Genomic DNA, 16,351 nt, shown 5'->3' on the forward strand with positions numbered 1-16,351 from the left:
CTTCAATTGACGGACTCTACTCAAATCTGGAGGAAGTTCAGGGGCTCACGTCAGTCTTAGGAAAGTCAGACGCTAGCTTGGAGATCAGTGGAAGATTCGGCTCCAACGGTACAGGAAGTTTTACCGCAACGTCTCCTCAGGCTCCCGGCATGAAGCTGCAGGCGAAGCTGAGTCTTCTGCCGGAATAGTGCGAAGGATTCTTTCCGAGGATAGTTTTTCGAGTTCGTAAGAAAGCCGATTGATCGACTGAATAAGTTGATCAACCTTGGTCTTCGCGGTGTCTTTCAGTGCGCACACGACTGCCTCCGTTGTCAGATGATTAATCTCTCTAAGTACTGAGGACACCCCTCACAACCCCCTCACCTTCGGCTCGCCCGCCTCGCCGGAGAGCATCAATTCCGTCAGTGCCCAGACGAGCGCGTCGAGCCGGTCCGGGCTTTTGCCGCCCGGCACCCAGTCGCACATCTGGTCTTCCAGCTTCGCGAGGCTGCCGACATGATGCACCAGCCCGCGCTCATAGAGAGCCGCCACGGGTTCGGCGCGCACGCGCTTTCCCCGCGTCGCCCGAACGAGGCGGATCGGCGCGTCCGGCATTTCCTGCCGCATCACCGTGCCCACCATGTCGCCGCCCATATTCGCTTCGGCGACGATCCTGTCCGCCTCATGCGCGCGGTAGCAGCCCGCGACGCGCTTTGCCCAGGCGAGCGGCGACAGGCGCCCCATCGAGCGGTCGTCGAGCACATAGGCGTGGCCGTCCTCGCCGATCCCGGCGCAGACGATGCCGCATTCGTCCGATTTCGTGCCGCCGGTCGCCGGCGGATCGACGCCCACCACCACGCGGACAAGACCGGCGGGCGCCTTCACGATCCGCCCGCGATCGATCGTCTCGCGGCTCCACAGCGCGTCCGGATTGTCCTCGATCAGTTCGGCGTCGAGTTCCTGCCGCCCGAGCCGCGTGCCTTCGTAGCGCGCGATCACGGTGCGGAAAAATCCGTCGGCCAGGTTCGCCCGGTTCGCCTCAGTCGAGGCGCGCGTCACCGCCGTCGTCTCATCCGCGATCAGCCGCTTCAGCACCGGCACGGGGCGCGGCGTCGTCGTCATCACCTGGCGCGGGCTCTCGCCGAGACGGAGCCCGAATTGCAGCATGTCCCAGGCCGCTTCCGCGTAGCGCCATTTCGCCAGTTCATCGCCCCAGGCCGCATCGAATTGCGGTCCGCGAAGGCTTTCCGGCTCGCCCGCCGAAAACACATGACCCACCGCGCCGTTCGGCCAGAGAAGGCGTTTGCGCGTCACCTCGTAGCGCGGCCGCTCGTCGTCGCGCGCGATGCTCCGCAGTCCGGAGGGGCCGTCGATCATCACCTCGCGCACATCGCCCAGCGTCTCGCCGATCAGCGCGATGCGGCCCGCGCGCCCGGCGTCGACTTCACCTTGCACCCATTCGGCGCCCGCGCGCGTCTTGCCCGCGCCGCGCCCGCCCAGCACCAGCCATGTCGTCCATCTGCCTGCCGGGGCGAGCTGGTCGTCGCGCGCCCAGAAGCGCCAGTCATTGGCGAGCAGCCGCAGCTCGCGCGGCGTCAGCGCCTTCACGAAGCCGGCCCTTTCCTCCGCCGTCAAGCAGGCGAGCGAGGCGGCTCTCAAGCTCGGCGCGGATGAGCTCGTCCTCGGCGCGCCGCTTCGCCTTGTCCGCTTCGGGGTCGTTTCGTTTGGCAAGCCGCGCCGCCTTTTCGATTTCGTGGAGCTTGTCGATGGAGCGCACCAGCGTGGCGAGCCGCCGCGCCTGCCGCTCGCCTTCCGCCTCGTCGCGTTCCGTTTTCCGCTGCCGCTCGATATCGGCGATCTCGCGGGCGATGAGCTTCGTCAGCCGCGCGGCCAGCGCCTCGGCATCCTGCGGCAGTTCCGTTTCGAGCCGCTTGTCCTCAACCACCTCGCCGCGCTTCGGCCAGTTTTCTTTTTTCGCGCGGGCGATGATCCTGTTGTAGTGAATCCCGTGCTCGAACCCGATCTCGGAGAGCCGTCTCTTGCCGATCTCGTAATCCGCGCGGATCGTTTCCCAGTCGATGTCCTCGTCCGAGAGCGGTTTCGGCGTCACGGAGACGCGCGCCTTCTTCGGTTCTGGCGGCGCGCTTGCGCTCGCCTTCGCCGGTTTCTTCACCGCCGCCTTCGCCATGGTCACCCGCACAATTCTGGAGATGGACGTAAGGTAGGGAGCGAGCGTCACGCTGACAATTGGGGATATCTTCTCTCCCCCCATATTCGTCATGCCCGGGCTTGACCCGGGCATCCAGGGGCCGCTTGCTCCCGCGCCTGCCGCTCTGGATTGCCGGGTCAAGCCCGGCAATGACAAGGTTTTTGAGCAACCGGATGACATCGGCATTTTCAGTTTTCCCATCACTTCAACCCTCGCCTTCCGACTCCCCTTTCCCCCCGAGTCACGGCAAACTCCAGCCAGCCGCTGGAGGGATCACATGCTGCAACGACTCGCGACCTCGCTTCGCTTCCGCTTCGTCGCGCGCCAGTCGGCGATTGAGCGGCAGGCGGGCGCGATCCCCTATGCGATCGTCGACGGGCAGCTCGCCGTCCTGCTCGTCACATCGCGGCGCACGGGCCGCTGGGTCTTTCCGAAGGGCGGGCTGATGGAAGGCCTCGACCCGCACGAGGCCGCCGCGCAGGAGGCGCTCGAGGAAGCGGGCGTCGAGGGCATCGTCGCCGGCCAGCCGCTCGGCGTCTGGCGCACGATCAAGCGCCGCGGTGTCACCGTGAAGCCCATCGAAGTCGACATGTATCCGCTGCGCGTCACGCAGCAGCACGAAACCTGGGAAGAACAGCATGAGCGCCGCCGCCACTGGGCGGGGCTGCGCGAGGCGCGCCAGCTGCTCTACGATCCCTACCTCGCCGATCTCGCGGCGATGCTGAAGAACGTGAAATAGCGCGCTCTCAGAAATCGACCGCCATCTTCATCAGCGTATAGAGGAGCGCTGCGAGACCGCCTGCCGCCGGCACGGTGATGACCCAGGCAGCCGCAATGGTCAGCACATGACGGCGGCGCACGAGGCGGCGCTTTTCGCGCTTCAACTGTTTCCTGATCGCGTCTTCCGGCGTCGGCGAGAGCGACGAGGGTTCGTTTGCGTTCGGCTTCGGCGGTTTCGGCCCGTCCGCTTTCAGGCCGAGATTGGCGAGCTGCTCGCGCAGGAAACCGACGCCGAAGACGCCGCCGATGGCGATATGCGTCGACGACACGGGCAGGCCCATGGCCGAGGCGATGAGCACCGTGATCGCCGCCGCAAGTGCCACGCAATAGGCGCGTGGCGCATCCATCTTCGTGATCTTGGTGCCGACCGTGCGGATGAGGCGCGGGCCGAACAGGGCGAGGCCGATCGCGATGCCGATGGCGCCGATCGTCAGTACCCAGAGCGGCAGCGCGACGTTGCCCGCGACCGCTGTTCCCGTCTCCGCCGCATTGACGATGGCCGCAAGCGGGCCCACCGCGTTCGCAACGTCGTTGGCGCCATGCGCGAACGAAAGAAGCGCGGCCGCGAAGACGAGCGGCAGCGTGAAGAGCCCGGCGACATGCTTGCGCCGGTTTTCAAGCGTTGCCGCGCGGCGCGCCACCCATGGCCGTGTCGCCACCGTGCCGATGACGAAAGCCGCGAGGCCGAGCAGCCAGACGGTGCTCGTGCTCGGGTGATAGATTTTCTTCAATCCCTTCAGCGACAGGTACATGGCGAAGACGCCCGCCATCAGGCCGATCATCACCGGCACCCAGCGCCGCGCCGCCGCCACGCGGTCCGGCTTGAAGAGGACCTGCCACTTGATGAAGCCGAGCAGGCCCGCCGCGATGACGCCGCCCATCACCGGCGAGATCACCCAGCTTGCCGCGATGGCGCCCATGGTCGGCCAGGCGACGATGCCGAAGCCCGCTGCCGCGATACCGGCGCCCAGCACGCCGCCCACGATCGAATGCGTGGTCGAAACGGGGGCGTTGAGGAAGGTCGCGAGATGGAGCCACATGCCGGCCGCGAGGAAGGACGCCATCATCAGCATCACGAAGTCGCGCACCTCGAAGCCCGCGTCCGGCACCACGATGTTCTTCGAGATCGTGTTCACCACATCGCCACCCGCGAGGATCGCGCCCGCCGCTTCGCAGATCGCGGCGATCAGCAGCGCGGCGCCGAGCGGCAGGGCACGGCTTCCGACGGCCGGGCCCATATTGTTGGCGACGTCGTTGGCGCCAATGTTCAGCGCCATGTAGCCGGCGATCACGCCGCCCGCGATGACGAAGAAACTCAAGGGCCCCGACGGCGCGAGGCCGCTCATGAAAAGGAAGATCGCGACGAGGAAGAGGATCGCCAGTCCGGGGGCGGCAATCGAGCGCGACAGGGCATATGTCGCGTGTTCGAGCTTCTCGACCTTTTTCAGGTCCTTGTCGAGCGCACTCTTCGGCACAGCTTCCCCCGAATCGGGCCACAGAGGGGCCCCTCACGTTCGGGTTGTGCGTTTAGCATTTCGCCGGGGACAAGCCCATCCCTGTGTGACGTTTTTTTGACATTTCGATGACAGTCAGGCCGCCCGGGCGGCCAGATATCCCCCGGCCGCCGCGAGGCCCGTGAGCGCCATCCCCCACACCATGTCGACCGCCGCCATCCGCCAGGGCCAGCCCTTCAGCGTCGCAAGGTTCGTCATGTCATAGGTCCCATAGGCGAGGAGACCCAGCGCCGCGCCGCGCAAAAGCGCGCCCCTCCAGCTCTCGGCGGGCATCGCCGCGAAGAAGACGATGCCGCCTATGTAGAAAAGATAGAAGATGCCTGCCGCCAGGAAATCGGGTGTCTCGCGCATCAGGCTTCCGAGCGATCCCGCATAGAAATCGCGTGCCACGCGGCTCAGCCAGAGGTAGTCCAGTCCGAGGAAGACAATCGCGCTTCCGGCATAGGCGAAGATATAGCTCATGGGGCGCCTCTCCCGTTCCCGTGTGGCTTGCTACGCCGCGAAAGTCAGGCTGGATCACATGTTTTTCATTCGGGCGGCATGAGCGGCCAGTCGACGATCCGGTCCTCGAGGTCTTCCATGTCCGCCTCGTCCTCATAGAGGAACCGTCCGTGGACGGACATACCGGCGAGGCGCACCGCCTCGTATTCGCCGGATACGAGCGGGTGCCACCAGGGCAGGTCCTTGCCGTCCTTGATGAGCTTGTAGGCGCAGGAAGTCGGCATCCAGTCGATGTCTTCGAGGTTCGCGGGCGTCAGCGTCACGCAGTCGGGCACGCGTGTCGATCGGTTCGGATAATCCGAGCAGCGGCAGGTTTCCGCATCGAGGAGGCGGCAGGCGATGTCGGTGTATTCGATCTCGCCCGTGTCCTCGTCCTCGAGCTTCACGAGGCAGCACTTGGCGCAGCCGTCGCAAAGGCTTTCCCACTCGTCGCGGGTCATTTCGTCGAGGCGCTTCACGCGCCAGAAGGATTCGGGGCTGCCGGTCATTCCGGGACAAAACTCTGCTGCGCGGCTTTTGTCAAAGGGGACTTCAAGTCCGGCCCTGCCCCGCCATCGCCCCGATCCCGCCCTAATCCATGCACAAAGTTCGGCCAGTCTCATTCTGGATCAACGGGGGCTGGCACGGCGCTCGCATGAAACAGCTACCCGGCACACGCCCGGATTGGGTCCAGCGAGGCGGTTAACCTTGACCGACGACAAAGACGATATCGATCCGCATTACCCGATGCGCGCGCAATTGCGCCGCGCCGGAATGCTGCGCGACCTGCCGCTGCCGTGCGAGAATGACGGCGGCAACGAGCCGAAGCGGTCAATGCGCAAGCGGGCCAGCAGGCGCTCGCGCGTGCTCACTATTGCGTCGTTCGCTTTCACCGCCTTCATCGCTGGCTTCGTCGCCCTCGTTTTCTTCACCCTGCCCGATCTCCAGCGCACCCTCGATACGGCGCAGACGGGCGCGCTTTCGATCACAGTCCTCAATGCAAACGGCGACGAACTCGGCATCCGCGGGCAGCGCACTGCACCCACAGTCCCGCTCGGCGAGATGCCGCCCTACCTCGTGAAGGCCGTCCTCGCAACGGAAGACCGGCGCTTCTACGAACATAACGGCTTCGATCCGCGCGGCATCGCACGCGCGATGTGGACGAACCTGATTTCCTTCGATCTGGTGGAAGGTGGATCGACGATCACGCAGCAGGTTGCGAAGAATCTCTATCTCGACAACAGCCGCACCATCTGGCGCAAGGCGCAGGAAGCGCTCATCACGATGTGGCTCGAGAACAACCTCACCAAGGACGAAATTCTTACGCTCTACCTGAACCGTATCTATATGGGTGCCGGCAATTACGGTATGGACGCGGCGGCGCGCTACTATTTCGGCAAGTCGGTGCGCGATGTTTCTCTCCCGGAGGCGGCGATCCTCGCCGGGCTCCCGAAAGCGCCGAGCCGCTTCTCGCCTGCAAACGATCTTGAGCGCGCGAGGGCGCGCGCAAACCAGGTGCTCGATCGCCTCGTGGACGCAGGCAGCCTCAGCGAAAAAGAGGTGGCGGGCGCGCGCGCAAATCCGGCCAAGGTTCTCGCACGGTCGGCGGAAGCGGGACGCGAATATTTCGTCGACTGGGTCGCAGAGGAGGTCCGGACGTTGTTGCCGGACGCCACGGGCCACGTCACCGTTCGCACGACTCTCGATCCACGCCGGCAGACCGCCGCCGAAAAGGCGGTCGGGAGGGCGCTTGACGGGAACGGTGCCGAGCGCCACGTCACGCAAGGAGCGCTCATCGCCCTCGGACCGGACGGATCGGTGCGCGCCATGGTTGGCGGAAAGTCGTATATCGAGAGCCAGTTCAATCGCGCGACCCAGGCCAGGCGGCAGCCCGGCTCCGCCTTCAAGCCCATCGTCTATCTCGCGGCACTCAAGGCCGGCTACACGCCGGACAGTCCGGTGACGGACGAGCCCGTGTCGATGGATGGATGGACGCCGCGCAATGCCTTCACGCGCGACTGGGGTACGGTGAGCCTTGCCACGGCTCTTGCCAATTCGATCAACACGATCACGGTTCAGGTCGGCGACCGCGTGGGCATGGACCGTATCATTGGCACAGCAAGGGAACTCGGCATAGACGGTCCGATGCCCCGCAATCTTTCAATTGTGCTCGGGAGCGCGGAGGTCACGTTGCTCCAGCTCACCTCCTCCTACTCCGCCTTCGCGAACGCAGGCATGCGCGCGGCACCTTACGGCATCGTTTCGGTGGAAGCCGAGAACGGCGAGACACTCTACAAGCACGAAACGGCTCCGACACAGGTGATGACGCGTACTCAGGCGCAGGACATGACCTACATGCTTCATCAGGTCATCATGGAAGGCACGGGCCGGTCCGCCGCGCTGTCGGACCGCCTCGCCGCCGGCAAGACCGGCACCAGCCAGGACAATCGCGACGCCTGGTTCGTCGGCTATACGGGCAACGAAGTCGCGGGTGTCTGGTTCGGCAATGACGACAACACGCCGACGGACGGCGCGGCCGGCGGCAACTTCGCGGCCATCGTCTGGCACAATTACATGACGGCTGCTGAAACCGGCATGCCGCCGGCGCCCCTTCCCGGCGCGGTGCGCTACCGCGATGCGCCGTTCGTCTCCGCCACGTCACCGCGCAGCGGTTTCTTCGCCGAGCTCGCCGACCTCTTCAATGCTGCACCGAAGCTCGAGAAACGTCCCTCCGGGGGGCCCGCGCCGGACTTCCGGACGGGCGGCCGCCGCTGAAGAACATCCGAACAAAGCACCTTGCCTGAACAAACAGCTCCGGTGCTCGTCCCGGGAATTGCGCGGCTGCGCGCGATGCGTCATACAGGCGTCCAGTTCAACGGGATTTAATCGAATTGGCCGCACCTGTCCTTGCCCTGCGCGACATTCGCGTCGTCTTCGCCGATCAGGTTCTGATCGCCGCGGCGAGTTTCGCGCTCGCGCCCGGTGACCGGCTCTGCCTCGTCGGACGAAACGGCAGTGGCAAGTCCACCTTGCTGCGTATTGCGGCGGGTCTCACCGATCCCGATGGCGGCGAAATTTTCCGGCAACCGGGCACGCGCATTGCCTATCTCGAGCAGGTGCCGAACTTCGGCGGCGCGAAACGCGTGATCGACTACGCGATGGCGGGCGGCGCGGAAGAACACAAGGCCGCAGCCGCACTCGACGAACTTGGCCTTTCGCCCCTTGCCGATCCGGCAACCCTGTCCGGCGGCGAAGGGCGTAAGGCGGCGCTCGCGCGCGTGCTTGCCGAGGAACCCGACGTTCTCCTTCTCGACGAGCCGACCAATCATCTCGATCTCCCGTCCATCGAATGGCTGGAAGAGCGGCTGTCGCAGTTCCGCGGCGCCTTCGTGCTCATCAGCCATGACCGCGCCTTCCTGCGGCGTCTGGCGGCGGGCTGCCTCTGGCTCGACCGCGGCGCCATCCGACGCCTCGACAAAGGCTTCAGCGCCTTCGAAGAGTGGTCGGAGAAGATTCTCGCCGAGGAGGAAGTCACGCAGCGCAAGCTCGACAAGCTGATCGAGCAGGAAACGCAATGGTCGCGCGAGGGTATCTCCGCACGGCGAACGCGCAATCAGGGACGGCTCCGCCGTCTCCATTCGATGCGCGCCGAACGCGCCTCGCTCGTGCAGCAGACGGGCCGTGCCGACCTCGCCGTCGAGACCGGACAGGCCTCGGGCTCGCTTGTCGTGGAAGCAAAACACGTGACCAAGGTCTGGCCGCAGCCGGACGGATCGGAGCGTGTCGCCATCCGCGATTTTTCGACGCGGATCATGCGCGGCGACAAGGTCGGCGTGATCGGTCCCAATGGCGCCGGCAAGACGACGCTCCTCCGAATCCTGACCGGCGCGCTCGCACCCGATAGCGGCAGCGTCCGCCTCGGCACCAATCTCACGCCCGTCTATGTCGACCAGTCGCGCAGCTCGCTCGATCCGGAGACGACGCTGTGGGACACGCTCTGCGAAGGCGGCGGCGACCAGGTGATCGTGCGCGGACGCCCGCGGCATGTCGTCTCCTATCTTCGCGATTTCCTTTTCCGCGAGTCACAGGCACGCCAGCCCGTGAAGGCGCTTTCGGGCGGCGAGCAGTGCCGCCTTCTGCTTGCGCGAGCGCTCGCGAAGCCGTCCAACCTGCTCATCCTCGACGAACCGACGAACGATCTCGACATGGATACGCTCGATCTCCTCCAGGAAGTCGTGTCGGACTATGACGGCACCGTCCTTCTCGTCAGCCATGACCGCGACTTCCTCGACCGCATCGTCACCTCCGTCATCGCCCTCGAAGGCGACGGGAGAGCCCAGGAATATCCTGGCGGCTATTCGGACTATCTGCGTCAGAAGAAGGCGACGTCCGGAAGCCCGGCCTCGGCGAAGCCCTCCGCCCCGGCGCCGAAACTCGAGCGCGCAAAGGCACCGACGAAGCTCGGCTACAAGGACCAGCGCGCGCTGGAGGAGCTGCAGTCGCGCATGCCCGAGCTTGAAAAGGAGATCGCCGCGCTTGAAGCGGCGCTTGCCGATCCGGATCTCTATGCCCGCGATCCCGACGGGTTCCACAAGACGAGTGAGCGCCACGACGCGCTCAAGGCGGAACTCGAAAAATCGGAAGAGCGCTGGCTGGAACTAGAGATGAAACGCGAGGAACTCGCGGGAAATTGACGGCGCGGCCCGTCTTTCCGGCGACACATTAACCAGATGCCTATAATCCCTTTGACTGTTCCAATTTCAGACGATTGGATGGTGCAGGTACTGATTCGCACAGGGGTGGGCGGGCCGGTACGTCACAGTAAACCCGGAGCCCGGGCGGGGCTCCAACGGGGGGAAATCGTTGAAGCTGGCCCTGAAGCTGGTAGCGGTTGTCGTTGTCGCGCTCATTGCCGGCGCGGGCTCCGCGCTGCTTTTCGTTCGCGGGATGGATCTCGGTGGCACCATCTCCGTCGGCCCGTGGCAGACGAGCCTCGTCATCGGCAGCGCGGAAGCCGACCCTTACACAAGGGCGCGCGTCGCCGTTGCCGGCCTCCTCGCCCTCAATCGCAGCGAGACGATCTACTTCACCGCCGCGCATGACGATGCGGGCGACGCATTGCGTTCCGGCTGCATCTACAAAGTGGCGGGATCAGATCCGCCCGCACGCTGGTGGAGCGTGACGCTTTACGGCGCGGACCACTACCTCGTTGCCAACAGCGAAAACCGCTACTCCTATGGCGGCGCCACCGTCGTGCGGGAAGCGGATGAAAGCTTCATCATCACCGTCGGCCCACAGGAAACGGAAGGGAACTGGATTCCGACCGGCGGCCAAACGGATGACACATTTTCTCTTACTCTCCGGCTCTACAATCCGGAACCGGCAGCCGTGAGCAATCCTTCGGGGATCGCGCTCCCACACATCGTCAAGGAGGCATGCCCATCATGAAAACCTGGCCAATGTGGGTCGCGGGCACGATAGCTCTCGCGGCCGCGTTTCACATCCTCACCGTGTTCGGTCTGCCTTACGGCATCATGGACCGGGCCATGGCAGGCATCGTTGCGGAAGCGGGCGGCGTCAACAAGCCCGTCTATCCGGAAAGCGCCACGGCCGCTTCGCGCGGCATCGTGCGCCCGAGCCCCGATCTCCTCTACACGGCCTGCGCCTACGACGTCAGCGAGCGGCCGGTGAAGCTCACCTCGCCCGTGCCCGACACCTACTGGTCGCTTTCGACCTTCGCCTCCAACACCGACAACTTCTTCGTGGTGAACGACCGCCAGGTAAAGACCGGCCGGATCGAGATCATCCTCGCGTCCAGCGAAGGCGCCGCCACGGAAGAGGGTATTCCGGTCATCGTCACGCCGAGCAGCAAGGGCATCGTCCTCTTTCGTTCGCTCGTGCCGTCCGAGGACCTCCGTGCCGAGATCGAAGCCAAGCGCCGCCAGTCGAATTGCAAGCCGCTCTGAGGCGCCCGCGCGTGCAGTAGCCCGAGGGCCTGCGCGCTGATACCATCGCCCCCGATTTCGCGTGGACCGCGCCATCCGGGGGACACTTCCATGAACCGCAATTTCATTCTTGGCCTGATCGGCGCGGCCGTCGCCGTTGCCATCGCCATCGTGCTCGTCGTCCAGCCGGGCCGCGATGCGCAAAGCGATCTCGTCCGTGTCACCTTCGCCACCGACTGGAAGGCGCAGGCCGAGCATGGCGGCTTCTACCAGGCGCTCGCCAAGGGCTACTACGAAGAGGCAGGGCTCGACGTCGAAATCCTGCAGGGCGGGCCCGGCGTCAACGTAGCGCAGCTTCTTGCCGCGCATTCCGTCGATTTCGGCCTCGGCTCCAACAGTTTCGTGCCGCTCAACATGGCAGCGGCGGATGCGGGCGCGAAGGCCGTCATGGCCTCCTTCCAGAAGGACCCGCAGGTTTTCATCACGCATCCGCGCGAGGACATAAAATCCATTGCCGACATGAAGGGCAAGCCCATCATGGTGTCGGATGCGACGGTGAGCGCCTTCTGGCAGTGGCTGAAATCGAAATACGGTTTCGACGACACGCAGATCCGCAAATACACCTTCAACCTTGCGCCCTTCCTCACCGACGAGAAAGCGATCCAGCAGGGTTATCTCTCTTCCGAACCCTACATGATCCGCCAGCAAGGCGTGGAACCGCAGGTGTTCCTGCTCTCGGATTACGGCTATCCGGGCTATGCCGCCTTCATCCTCGCGAGCGACCGGATGATCGCGGAGCGGCCGGAGGTCGTGCAGGCTTTCGTCGATGCGAGCATCAAGGGCTGGGTTTCCTATATCTATGGCGATCCCTCGGCGGCGAACGAACTCATCAAGCGCGACAATCCGGAAATGACGGACGACGTCATCGCGAATGCGATCCGGCTGATGAGGGAAAACGGCATCGTCGATTCCGGCGAGACACTCGAACTCGGCGTCGGCGCGATGACGAACGAGCGCTGGCAGACGTTCTACGACGAAATGGTGCTCGCCGGCGTCTATGACGGCAGCGTGAACGTCCACAGCGCCTATACGCTCGAATTCGTGAACCAGGGCGTCGGCCTCGACCTCAAGAAAGAACTTACGGGCGAATGAGCGAGCCCGCGCCCCTCATCGAACTTGCCGGCATCGGCAAGACCTATGGGAGCGGTACGGTCGCGCTTGGCGGTGTCGATGCGGCGATCCGCGAGGGCGGTTTCGTTTCGCTGGTGGGACCGTCCGGCTGCGGCAAGAGCACGCTGCTGCGCATCGTTGCCGGGCTCGTCGCGCCGGATAAAGGCGCGCTTTCCTGGCCTGCCTCGGGCACGCGCCCTTCCGATATCGGCTTCGTCTTTCAGGACGCAACCCTTATGCCCTGGGCGCGCGTGACGGAGAACGTCTATCTGCCGCTGAAACTCAAAGGCATCGCGAAGGACAAGGCGATGCCCCGCGTCCGTGAGGCGCTGGCGCGTGTCGGCCTTTCCGATTTCGCCGACGCCTTCCCGCGCGAGCTTTCGGGCGGCATGAAGATGCGCGTTTCGATCGCGCGCGCGCTCGTCACCGAGCCGCCGCTCCTCCTGATGGACGAACCCTTCGCGGCGCTGGACGAGTTCACGCGCGAGAAGCTCGACGACGACCTGATCGGCCTCTGGCTCGGTCACCGCTTCACCACGGTCTTCGTCACGCACAGCATCTACGAATCCGTCTATCTGTCGGAGCGCGTGCTCGTGATGGGCGCGCGGCCGGGGCGCATCCTTGCCGATATCGCCATCGACGCACCGTTCCCGCGTGGCCGCGCTTTCCGCGAATCTCAGGCCTATGTCGAAACCTGCGCGAAGGTAAGCGCGGCGCTGCGCGAGGGAGCGGCCATATGAATTCGCGCTTCGCCCGCATCCTCGTGCCGCTTCTCGTCGGGCTTGTTTTCCTGGCGCTCTGGGAAGGGCTGGTGCGCGCGAGTGGCGTCAAACCCTTCGTGCTCCCCGCCCCCACCGTCATCGCCGACAGCCTCGTCCAGAATTTCGCTTCGCTGATGGCCTCGCTCTGGGTGACGTTTCGCGTGACGCTCGCGGCCTTCCTGCTCGCCGTCGTCGGCGGTGTCGGCCTCGCCATCGTTTTCTCCCAGAACCGCCTCATCGAAACGGCGCTCTTTCCCTATGCTGTCGCCCTGCAGGTGACGCCCGTCGTTTCCATCGCGCCGCTCATCATCATCTGGGTCGGCTACGACCGGGTCGAGATCGCAGTGCTGATCCTCGCCTGGATCGTCGCCTTCTTTCCGATCCTCTCGAACACGACGCTGGGCTTGCGCTCCGCCGACCACAATCTCCGCGACCTCTTCCGCCTCTACGGGGCGAGCCGCCGGCAGGTGCTGACCGAGCTCCAGCTTCCCTCGGCGCTCCCCTACATACTCGCCGGCATGAAGATTTCGGGCGGTCTCGCGCTTATCGGCGCGGTGGTCGCCGAATTCGTGGCCGGCTCCGGCGCTGCGACGGGGCTCGCCTGGCGGATCGTCGAAGCAGGCAACCGGCTCGACATTCCGCGCATGTTCGCCGCCCTCTTTCTACTATCCACACTCGGGATCTGCATTTTCTTTGCGCTGACCCTGCTGGAACGGCGGCTTCTCCGGCACTGGCACGAGAGCGCGGTGCGGCGCGAGACCTGACGTGACCGGCAGAAATCCGCGCATTTTTCCAATTAAACAATTTTATAACGTTGATTATATTGTTTTACACAACTATTGACGATCTTTCTGAAAGAACCCATCTTAGCTGGCAAATAGCCCGGCTGACATTCGGCGGGCAGCCCGCTCGCATTGCCCGCAAAAGGGCTGTATGACCGGGCTTATCACGCAACTCGAGGACAGTCCGCATGGCGCAGCACACCCGCAAGGGCGCCCAGTTTCAGGCTCTCACGGCAAACCGGCTGAGCGACGGCATCGTCGTCTATCTGACGGCAGATGACCGCTGGTCGGAATCGCTGCAGGACGCGGACGTTGCGGAGGGCAAGGAGGCGGCGGACGCCCTGCTCGCCCGTGCAACGCCTTCGGTCGACCGGAACGAGGTCGTGGAGCCCTATCTGTTCGAGGTATCGCGCGAAGATGGCGGCATCCGCGCCGTCAGCGTGCGCGAGACCATCCGGCAGGCCGGGCCCACTGTGCGGCGCGACCTCGGCAAGCAGGCGGAACTGGCCGGCGTTCACGACTGAGGTCAGCGGACGCCGAAACAGGTAAAGGCAAGAGTCATGTATCGCTACGATGAATTCGACCAGCAGCTCGTCAACGAGCGTGTCGCGCAATTCCGCGGACAGGTCGGCCGCCGGCTTTCCGGCGAACTCACCGAAGACGAGTTCAAGCCGCTCCGGCTGATGAACGGCGTCTATCTGCAGCTTCACGCCTACATGCTCCGCATCGCCGTTCCCTACGGCACGCTTTCCTCAAAGCAGCTTCGCATGCTCGCCCATATCGGCCGCAAGTACGACCGTGGCTATGGTCACTTCACCACGCGCCAGAACCTGCAGTTCAACTGGCCCGCGCTGAAGGACGTTCCCTCCATTCTGGACGACCTCGCTTCGGTCGAGATGCACTGCATCCAGACCTCCGGCAATTGCATTCGCAATGTGACGTCCGATCAATATGCGGGGGCGGCGAAGAACGAAATCGAAGACCCGCGCATCGTGTCGGAAATCATCCGGCAGTGGTCCACTTTCCACCCGGAATTCTCGTTCCTGCCCCGCAAGTTCAAGATTGCCGTCTCGGGCACGCCGGACGATCGTGCCGCAATCCGCGTGCACGATATCGGCATCCAGATCGTGCAGAACGGCAAGGGCGAAATCGGCTACGAAATCTATGTCGGTGGCGGGCTTGGCCGCACGCCGATGATCGGCAAGAAAATTGCCGATTTCGTGCCGAAGGAAGACCTGCTCGCCTATCTCGAGGCGGTCATGCGCGTCTACAACATGTATGGACGCCGCGACAATATCTACAAGGCGCGCATCAAGATCCTCGTGCACGAGATCGGTGTCGAGGAGATGACGCGCCAGGTCGAGGCGGAGTTTGCGGAACTCAGGAAGGCGGGTGCTCTGCATCTGCCGCAAGAGGAAGTCGCGCGTATCGAAGCCTATTTCAGGCCGCCTTCTCACGAAAACCTCCCGGACGACAGCGCCGAACTCAACAAGGCCGTGCTCGCCGACCGCGGCTTCGCCAACTGGGTGAAGTCGAATGTCGCGCAGCACAAGGTGCCGGGCTACGCGATCGTCAACATTTCTCTCAAGCCGATCGGCGGCGTTCCGGGCGACTGCACCTCCGACCAGATGGACGCCGTCGCGGACATTGCCGAGAAGTACAGCTTCGATGAATTGCGCGTCACGCATGAGCAGAACCTGACGCTCGCGCATGTCCGCAAGAAGGATCTGTATGCGGTTTACGAAATTCTGAAGGCACACGATCTTGCGACGCCGAATATCGGCCTCATCACCGATCAGATCGCCTGCCCCGGTCTCGACTATTGCGCGCTTGCGAACGCGCGTTCGATCCCGCTCGCGCAGCAGATTTCGGAGCGCTTTGCCGACATTGAGCGTCAGCACGAGATCGGCGAGTTGAAGATCAACACGTCGGGCTGCATCAATGCCTGCGGCCACCACCATGTCGGCCATATCGGCATTCTGGGCGTCGACAAGAAGGGCGTCGAATATTACCAGGTGACGCTCGGCGGCGCGGCGGACGAGAAAACGGCCATCGGCGATATCGTGGGACGCGCCTTCACCGAAGACGAAGTGGTGGACGCTATCGAGACCATCGTCACCACCTATATCGGTGTCCGCCAGAATGGCGAGCGGTTTATCGACACCTATCGCCGTGTCGGCATCGATCCGTTCAAGGAGAGCCTCTATGAAACTCATTAGGAACGGTGCGTTCGTCGAGGACGACTTCATCACCGTTGGCGACGGGGACCAGCTTCCCGATGGCGCGGCCATCGTGAGCCTGGAACGCTGGCAGGCGGAGCGCGAGACCCTGCGGGCGCGCAATGCATCCATCGGCGTGCGCCTCCAGAGCGGCCAGGAGCCGGGCGCCATCGCGGACGATCTCGACCGGATCGATCTCGTCGCGCTCGAATTCCCCGTCTATCGCAATGGCCGGGCCTATTCCTATGCGCGGCTTCTTCGCGAGCGCTATGGCTTCAAGGGCGAAGTGCGCGCAGTCGGTAACGTGCTGCGCGACCAGTTTCAGTTCATGATCCGCTGCGGCTTCGACGCGCTTGAGGTGACGGACAATATCACCCCGGAAATCTGGGCAGAGAATGCCGGCTCCTTCAGCCTCTTCTACCAGCCGTCGGCCGACGGCAAGGAAACCGTTCTCTCGCTTCGTCAGCGCCTTGCTGCGCGGGCACGGGAGAATGCGACCGCCTGATGTTTGC

The 16,351-nt window shown here is 64.3% G+C and carries 17 protein-coding genes; 12 read left to right on the plus strand and 5 right to left on the minus strand.

The window, feature by feature from the left end; translation table 11 throughout:
* Positions 1–188 (plus strand): hypothetical protein (locus ACKUUH_RS01225; protein ID WP_407948021.1); only part of this gene is annotated, 188 nt, incomplete at its 5' end.
* A 160-nt stretch (positions 189–348) separates the two neighbouring features.
* On the opposite strand, the gene ACKUUH_RS01230 is transcribed toward ACKUUH_RS01225, so the two are convergent.
* Complete coding sequence (locus ACKUUH_RS01230) at positions 349–1,587, minus strand: DNA-packaging protein (protein ID WP_407948022.1); 1,239 nt, start codon at positions 1,585–1,587, stop codon at positions 349–351.
* Positions 1,544–2,260: a hypothetical protein gene (locus ACKUUH_RS01235; protein WP_407948023.1), complete on the minus strand. Its 717-nt coding sequence runs from the start codon at positions 2,258–2,260 to the stop codon at positions 1,544–1,546. The genes ACKUUH_RS01230 and ACKUUH_RS01235 overlap by 44 nt, the downstream gene beginning before the upstream one ends.
* Before the next feature lie 205 nt (positions 2,261–2,465).
* On the opposite strand from ACKUUH_RS01235, the gene ACKUUH_RS01240 reads away from it, so the two are divergent.
* Entirely contained in the window at positions 2,466–2,927 is a 462-nt protein-coding gene (locus ACKUUH_RS01240) for an NUDIX hydrolase (RefSeq protein ID WP_407948024.1), read from the plus strand.
* A gap of 7 nt (positions 2,928–2,934) precedes the next feature.
* On the opposite strand, the gene ACKUUH_RS01245 is transcribed toward ACKUUH_RS01240, so the two are convergent.
* From ACKUUH_RS01245 to ACKUUH_RS01255, 3 genes are all read right to left on the minus strand, one after another.
* Positions 2,935–4,443, minus strand: a complete 1,509-nt coding sequence (locus tag ACKUUH_RS01245; RefSeq protein ID WP_407948025.1) for an inorganic phosphate transporter — start codon at positions 4,441–4,443, stop codon at positions 2,935–2,937.
* Between the two features lie 114 nt (positions 4,444–4,557).
* Positions 4,558–4,944, minus strand: a complete 387-nt coding sequence (locus ACKUUH_RS01250; protein ID WP_407948026.1) for a DUF2177 family protein — start codon at positions 4,942–4,944, stop codon at positions 4,558–4,560.
* A 65-nt stretch (positions 4,945–5,009) separates the two neighbouring features.
* Positions 5,010–5,471, minus strand: coding sequence for a YcgN family cysteine cluster protein (locus ACKUUH_RS01255; RefSeq protein WP_407948027.1), 462 nt, complete (start codon positions 5,469–5,471; stop codon positions 5,010–5,012).
* Positions 5,472–5,670: 199 nt separating this feature from the next.
* Here ACKUUH_RS01255 and ACKUUH_RS01260 point away from each other — a divergent pair, with 199 nt between their 5' ends.
* From ACKUUH_RS01260 to ACKUUH_RS01305, 10 genes are all read left to right on the plus strand, one after another.
* Complete coding sequence (locus ACKUUH_RS01260; protein ID WP_407948028.1) at positions 5,671–7,737, plus strand: transglycosylase domain-containing protein; 2,067 nt, start codon at positions 5,671–5,673, stop codon at positions 7,735–7,737.
* Between the two features lie 116 nt (positions 7,738–7,853).
* Positions 7,854–9,656 carry an ABC-F family ATP-binding cassette domain-containing protein gene (locus tag ACKUUH_RS01265; RefSeq protein WP_407948029.1) on the plus strand — a complete coding sequence of 601 codons (1,803 nt, stop codon included), beginning with the start codon at positions 7,854–7,856 and terminating at the stop codon, positions 9,654–9,656.
* Between the two features lie 169 nt (positions 9,657–9,825).
* Complete coding sequence (locus ACKUUH_RS01270; RefSeq protein ID WP_407948030.1) at positions 9,826–10,410, plus strand: DUF1214 domain-containing protein; 585 nt, start codon at positions 9,826–9,828, stop codon at positions 10,408–10,410.
* Positions 10,407–10,928 carry a DUF1254 domain-containing protein gene (locus tag ACKUUH_RS01275; protein ID WP_407948031.1) on the plus strand — a complete coding sequence of 174 codons (522 nt, stop codon included), beginning with the start codon at positions 10,407–10,409 and terminating at the stop codon, positions 10,926–10,928. Before ACKUUH_RS01270 ends, ACKUUH_RS01275 begins: the two co-directional genes overlap by 4 nt.
* A 90-nt stretch (positions 10,929–11,018) precedes the next feature.
* Positions 11,019–12,059: an ABC transporter substrate-binding protein gene (locus tag ACKUUH_RS01280; RefSeq protein ID WP_407948032.1), complete on the plus strand. Its 1,041-nt coding sequence runs from the start codon at positions 11,019–11,021 to the stop codon at positions 12,057–12,059.
* Positions 12,056–12,817 carry an ABC transporter ATP-binding protein gene (locus ACKUUH_RS01285; RefSeq protein ID WP_407948033.1) on the plus strand — a complete coding sequence of 254 codons (762 nt, stop codon included), beginning with the start codon at positions 12,056–12,058 and terminating at the stop codon, positions 12,815–12,817. The genes ACKUUH_RS01280 and ACKUUH_RS01285 overlap by 4 nt, the downstream gene beginning before the upstream one ends.
* Complete coding sequence (locus ACKUUH_RS01290) at positions 12,814–13,602, plus strand: ABC transporter permease (protein ID WP_407948034.1); 789 nt, start codon at positions 12,814–12,816, stop codon at positions 13,600–13,602. The genes ACKUUH_RS01285 and ACKUUH_RS01290 overlap by 4 nt, the downstream gene beginning before the upstream one ends.
* Before the next feature lie 206 nt (positions 13,603–13,808).
* Positions 13,809–14,144 carry a DUF2849 domain-containing protein gene (locus tag ACKUUH_RS01295; RefSeq protein ID WP_407948035.1) on the plus strand — a complete coding sequence of 112 codons (336 nt, stop codon included), beginning with the start codon at positions 13,809–13,811 and terminating at the stop codon, positions 14,142–14,144.
* A gap of 36 nt (positions 14,145–14,180) precedes the next feature.
* On the plus strand, positions 14,181–15,839 hold the full coding sequence (locus ACKUUH_RS01300; protein ID WP_407948036.1) for a nitrite/sulfite reductase: 1,659 nt from the start codon (positions 14,181–14,183) through the stop codon (positions 15,837–15,839).
* Positions 15,826–16,344 (plus strand): DUF934 domain-containing protein, encoded by a 519-nt coding sequence (locus ACKUUH_RS01305; protein WP_407948037.1) that lies wholly within the window; start codon positions 15,826–15,828, stop codon positions 16,342–16,344. The genes ACKUUH_RS01300 and ACKUUH_RS01305 overlap by 14 nt, the downstream gene beginning before the upstream one ends.
* Positions 16,345–16,351: the final 7 nt, after the last annotated feature.

It is taken from the genome of Parvibaculum sp. (assembly GCF_045863935.1).
Classification (GTDB): domain Bacteria; phylum Pseudomonadota; class Alphaproteobacteria; order Parvibaculales; family Parvibaculaceae; genus Parvibaculum.

Bases quoted from the DNA above. Each gene is read 5' to 3' on its own strand.
- ACKUUH_RS01290 (WP_407948034.1), top strand. From the start codon at position 12,814: ATGAATTCGCGCTTCGCCCGCATCCTCGTGCCGCTTCTCGTCGGGCTT.
- ACKUUH_RS01240 (WP_407948024.1), top strand. From the start codon at position 2,466: ATGCTGCAACGACTCGCGACCTCGCTTCGCTTCCGCTTCGTCGCGCGC.
- ACKUUH_RS01250 (WP_407948026.1), bottom strand. From the start codon at position 4,944: ATGAGCTATATCTTCGCCTATGCCGGAAGCGCGATTGTCTTCCTCGGA.
- ACKUUH_RS01295 (WP_407948035.1), top strand. From the start codon at position 13,809: ATGGCGCAGCACACCCGCAAGGGCGCCCAGTTTCAGGCTCTCACGGCA.
- ACKUUH_RS01255 (WP_407948027.1), bottom strand. From the start codon at position 5,471: ATGACCGGCAGCCCCGAATCCTTCTGGCGCGTGAAGCGCCTCGACGAA.
- ACKUUH_RS01285 (WP_407948033.1), top strand. From the start codon at position 12,056: ATGAGCGAGCCCGCGCCCCTCATCGAACTTGCCGGCATCGGCAAGACC.
- ACKUUH_RS01280 (WP_407948032.1), top strand. From the start codon at position 11,019: ATGAACCGCAATTTCATTCTTGGCCTGATCGGCGCGGCCGTCGCCGTT.
- ACKUUH_RS01275 (WP_407948031.1), top strand. From the start codon at position 10,407: ATGAAAACCTGGCCAATGTGGGTCGCGGGCACGATAGCTCTCGCGGCC.
- ACKUUH_RS01235 (WP_407948023.1), bottom strand. From the start codon at position 2,260: ATGACGAATATGGGGGGAGAGAAGATATCCCCAATTGTCAGCGTGACG.
- ACKUUH_RS01300 (WP_407948036.1), top strand. From the start codon at position 14,181: ATGTATCGCTACGATGAATTCGACCAGCAGCTCGTCAACGAGCGTGTC.
- ACKUUH_RS01305 (WP_407948037.1), top strand. From the start codon at position 15,826: ATGAAACTCATTAGGAACGGTGCGTTCGTCGAGGACGACTTCATCACC.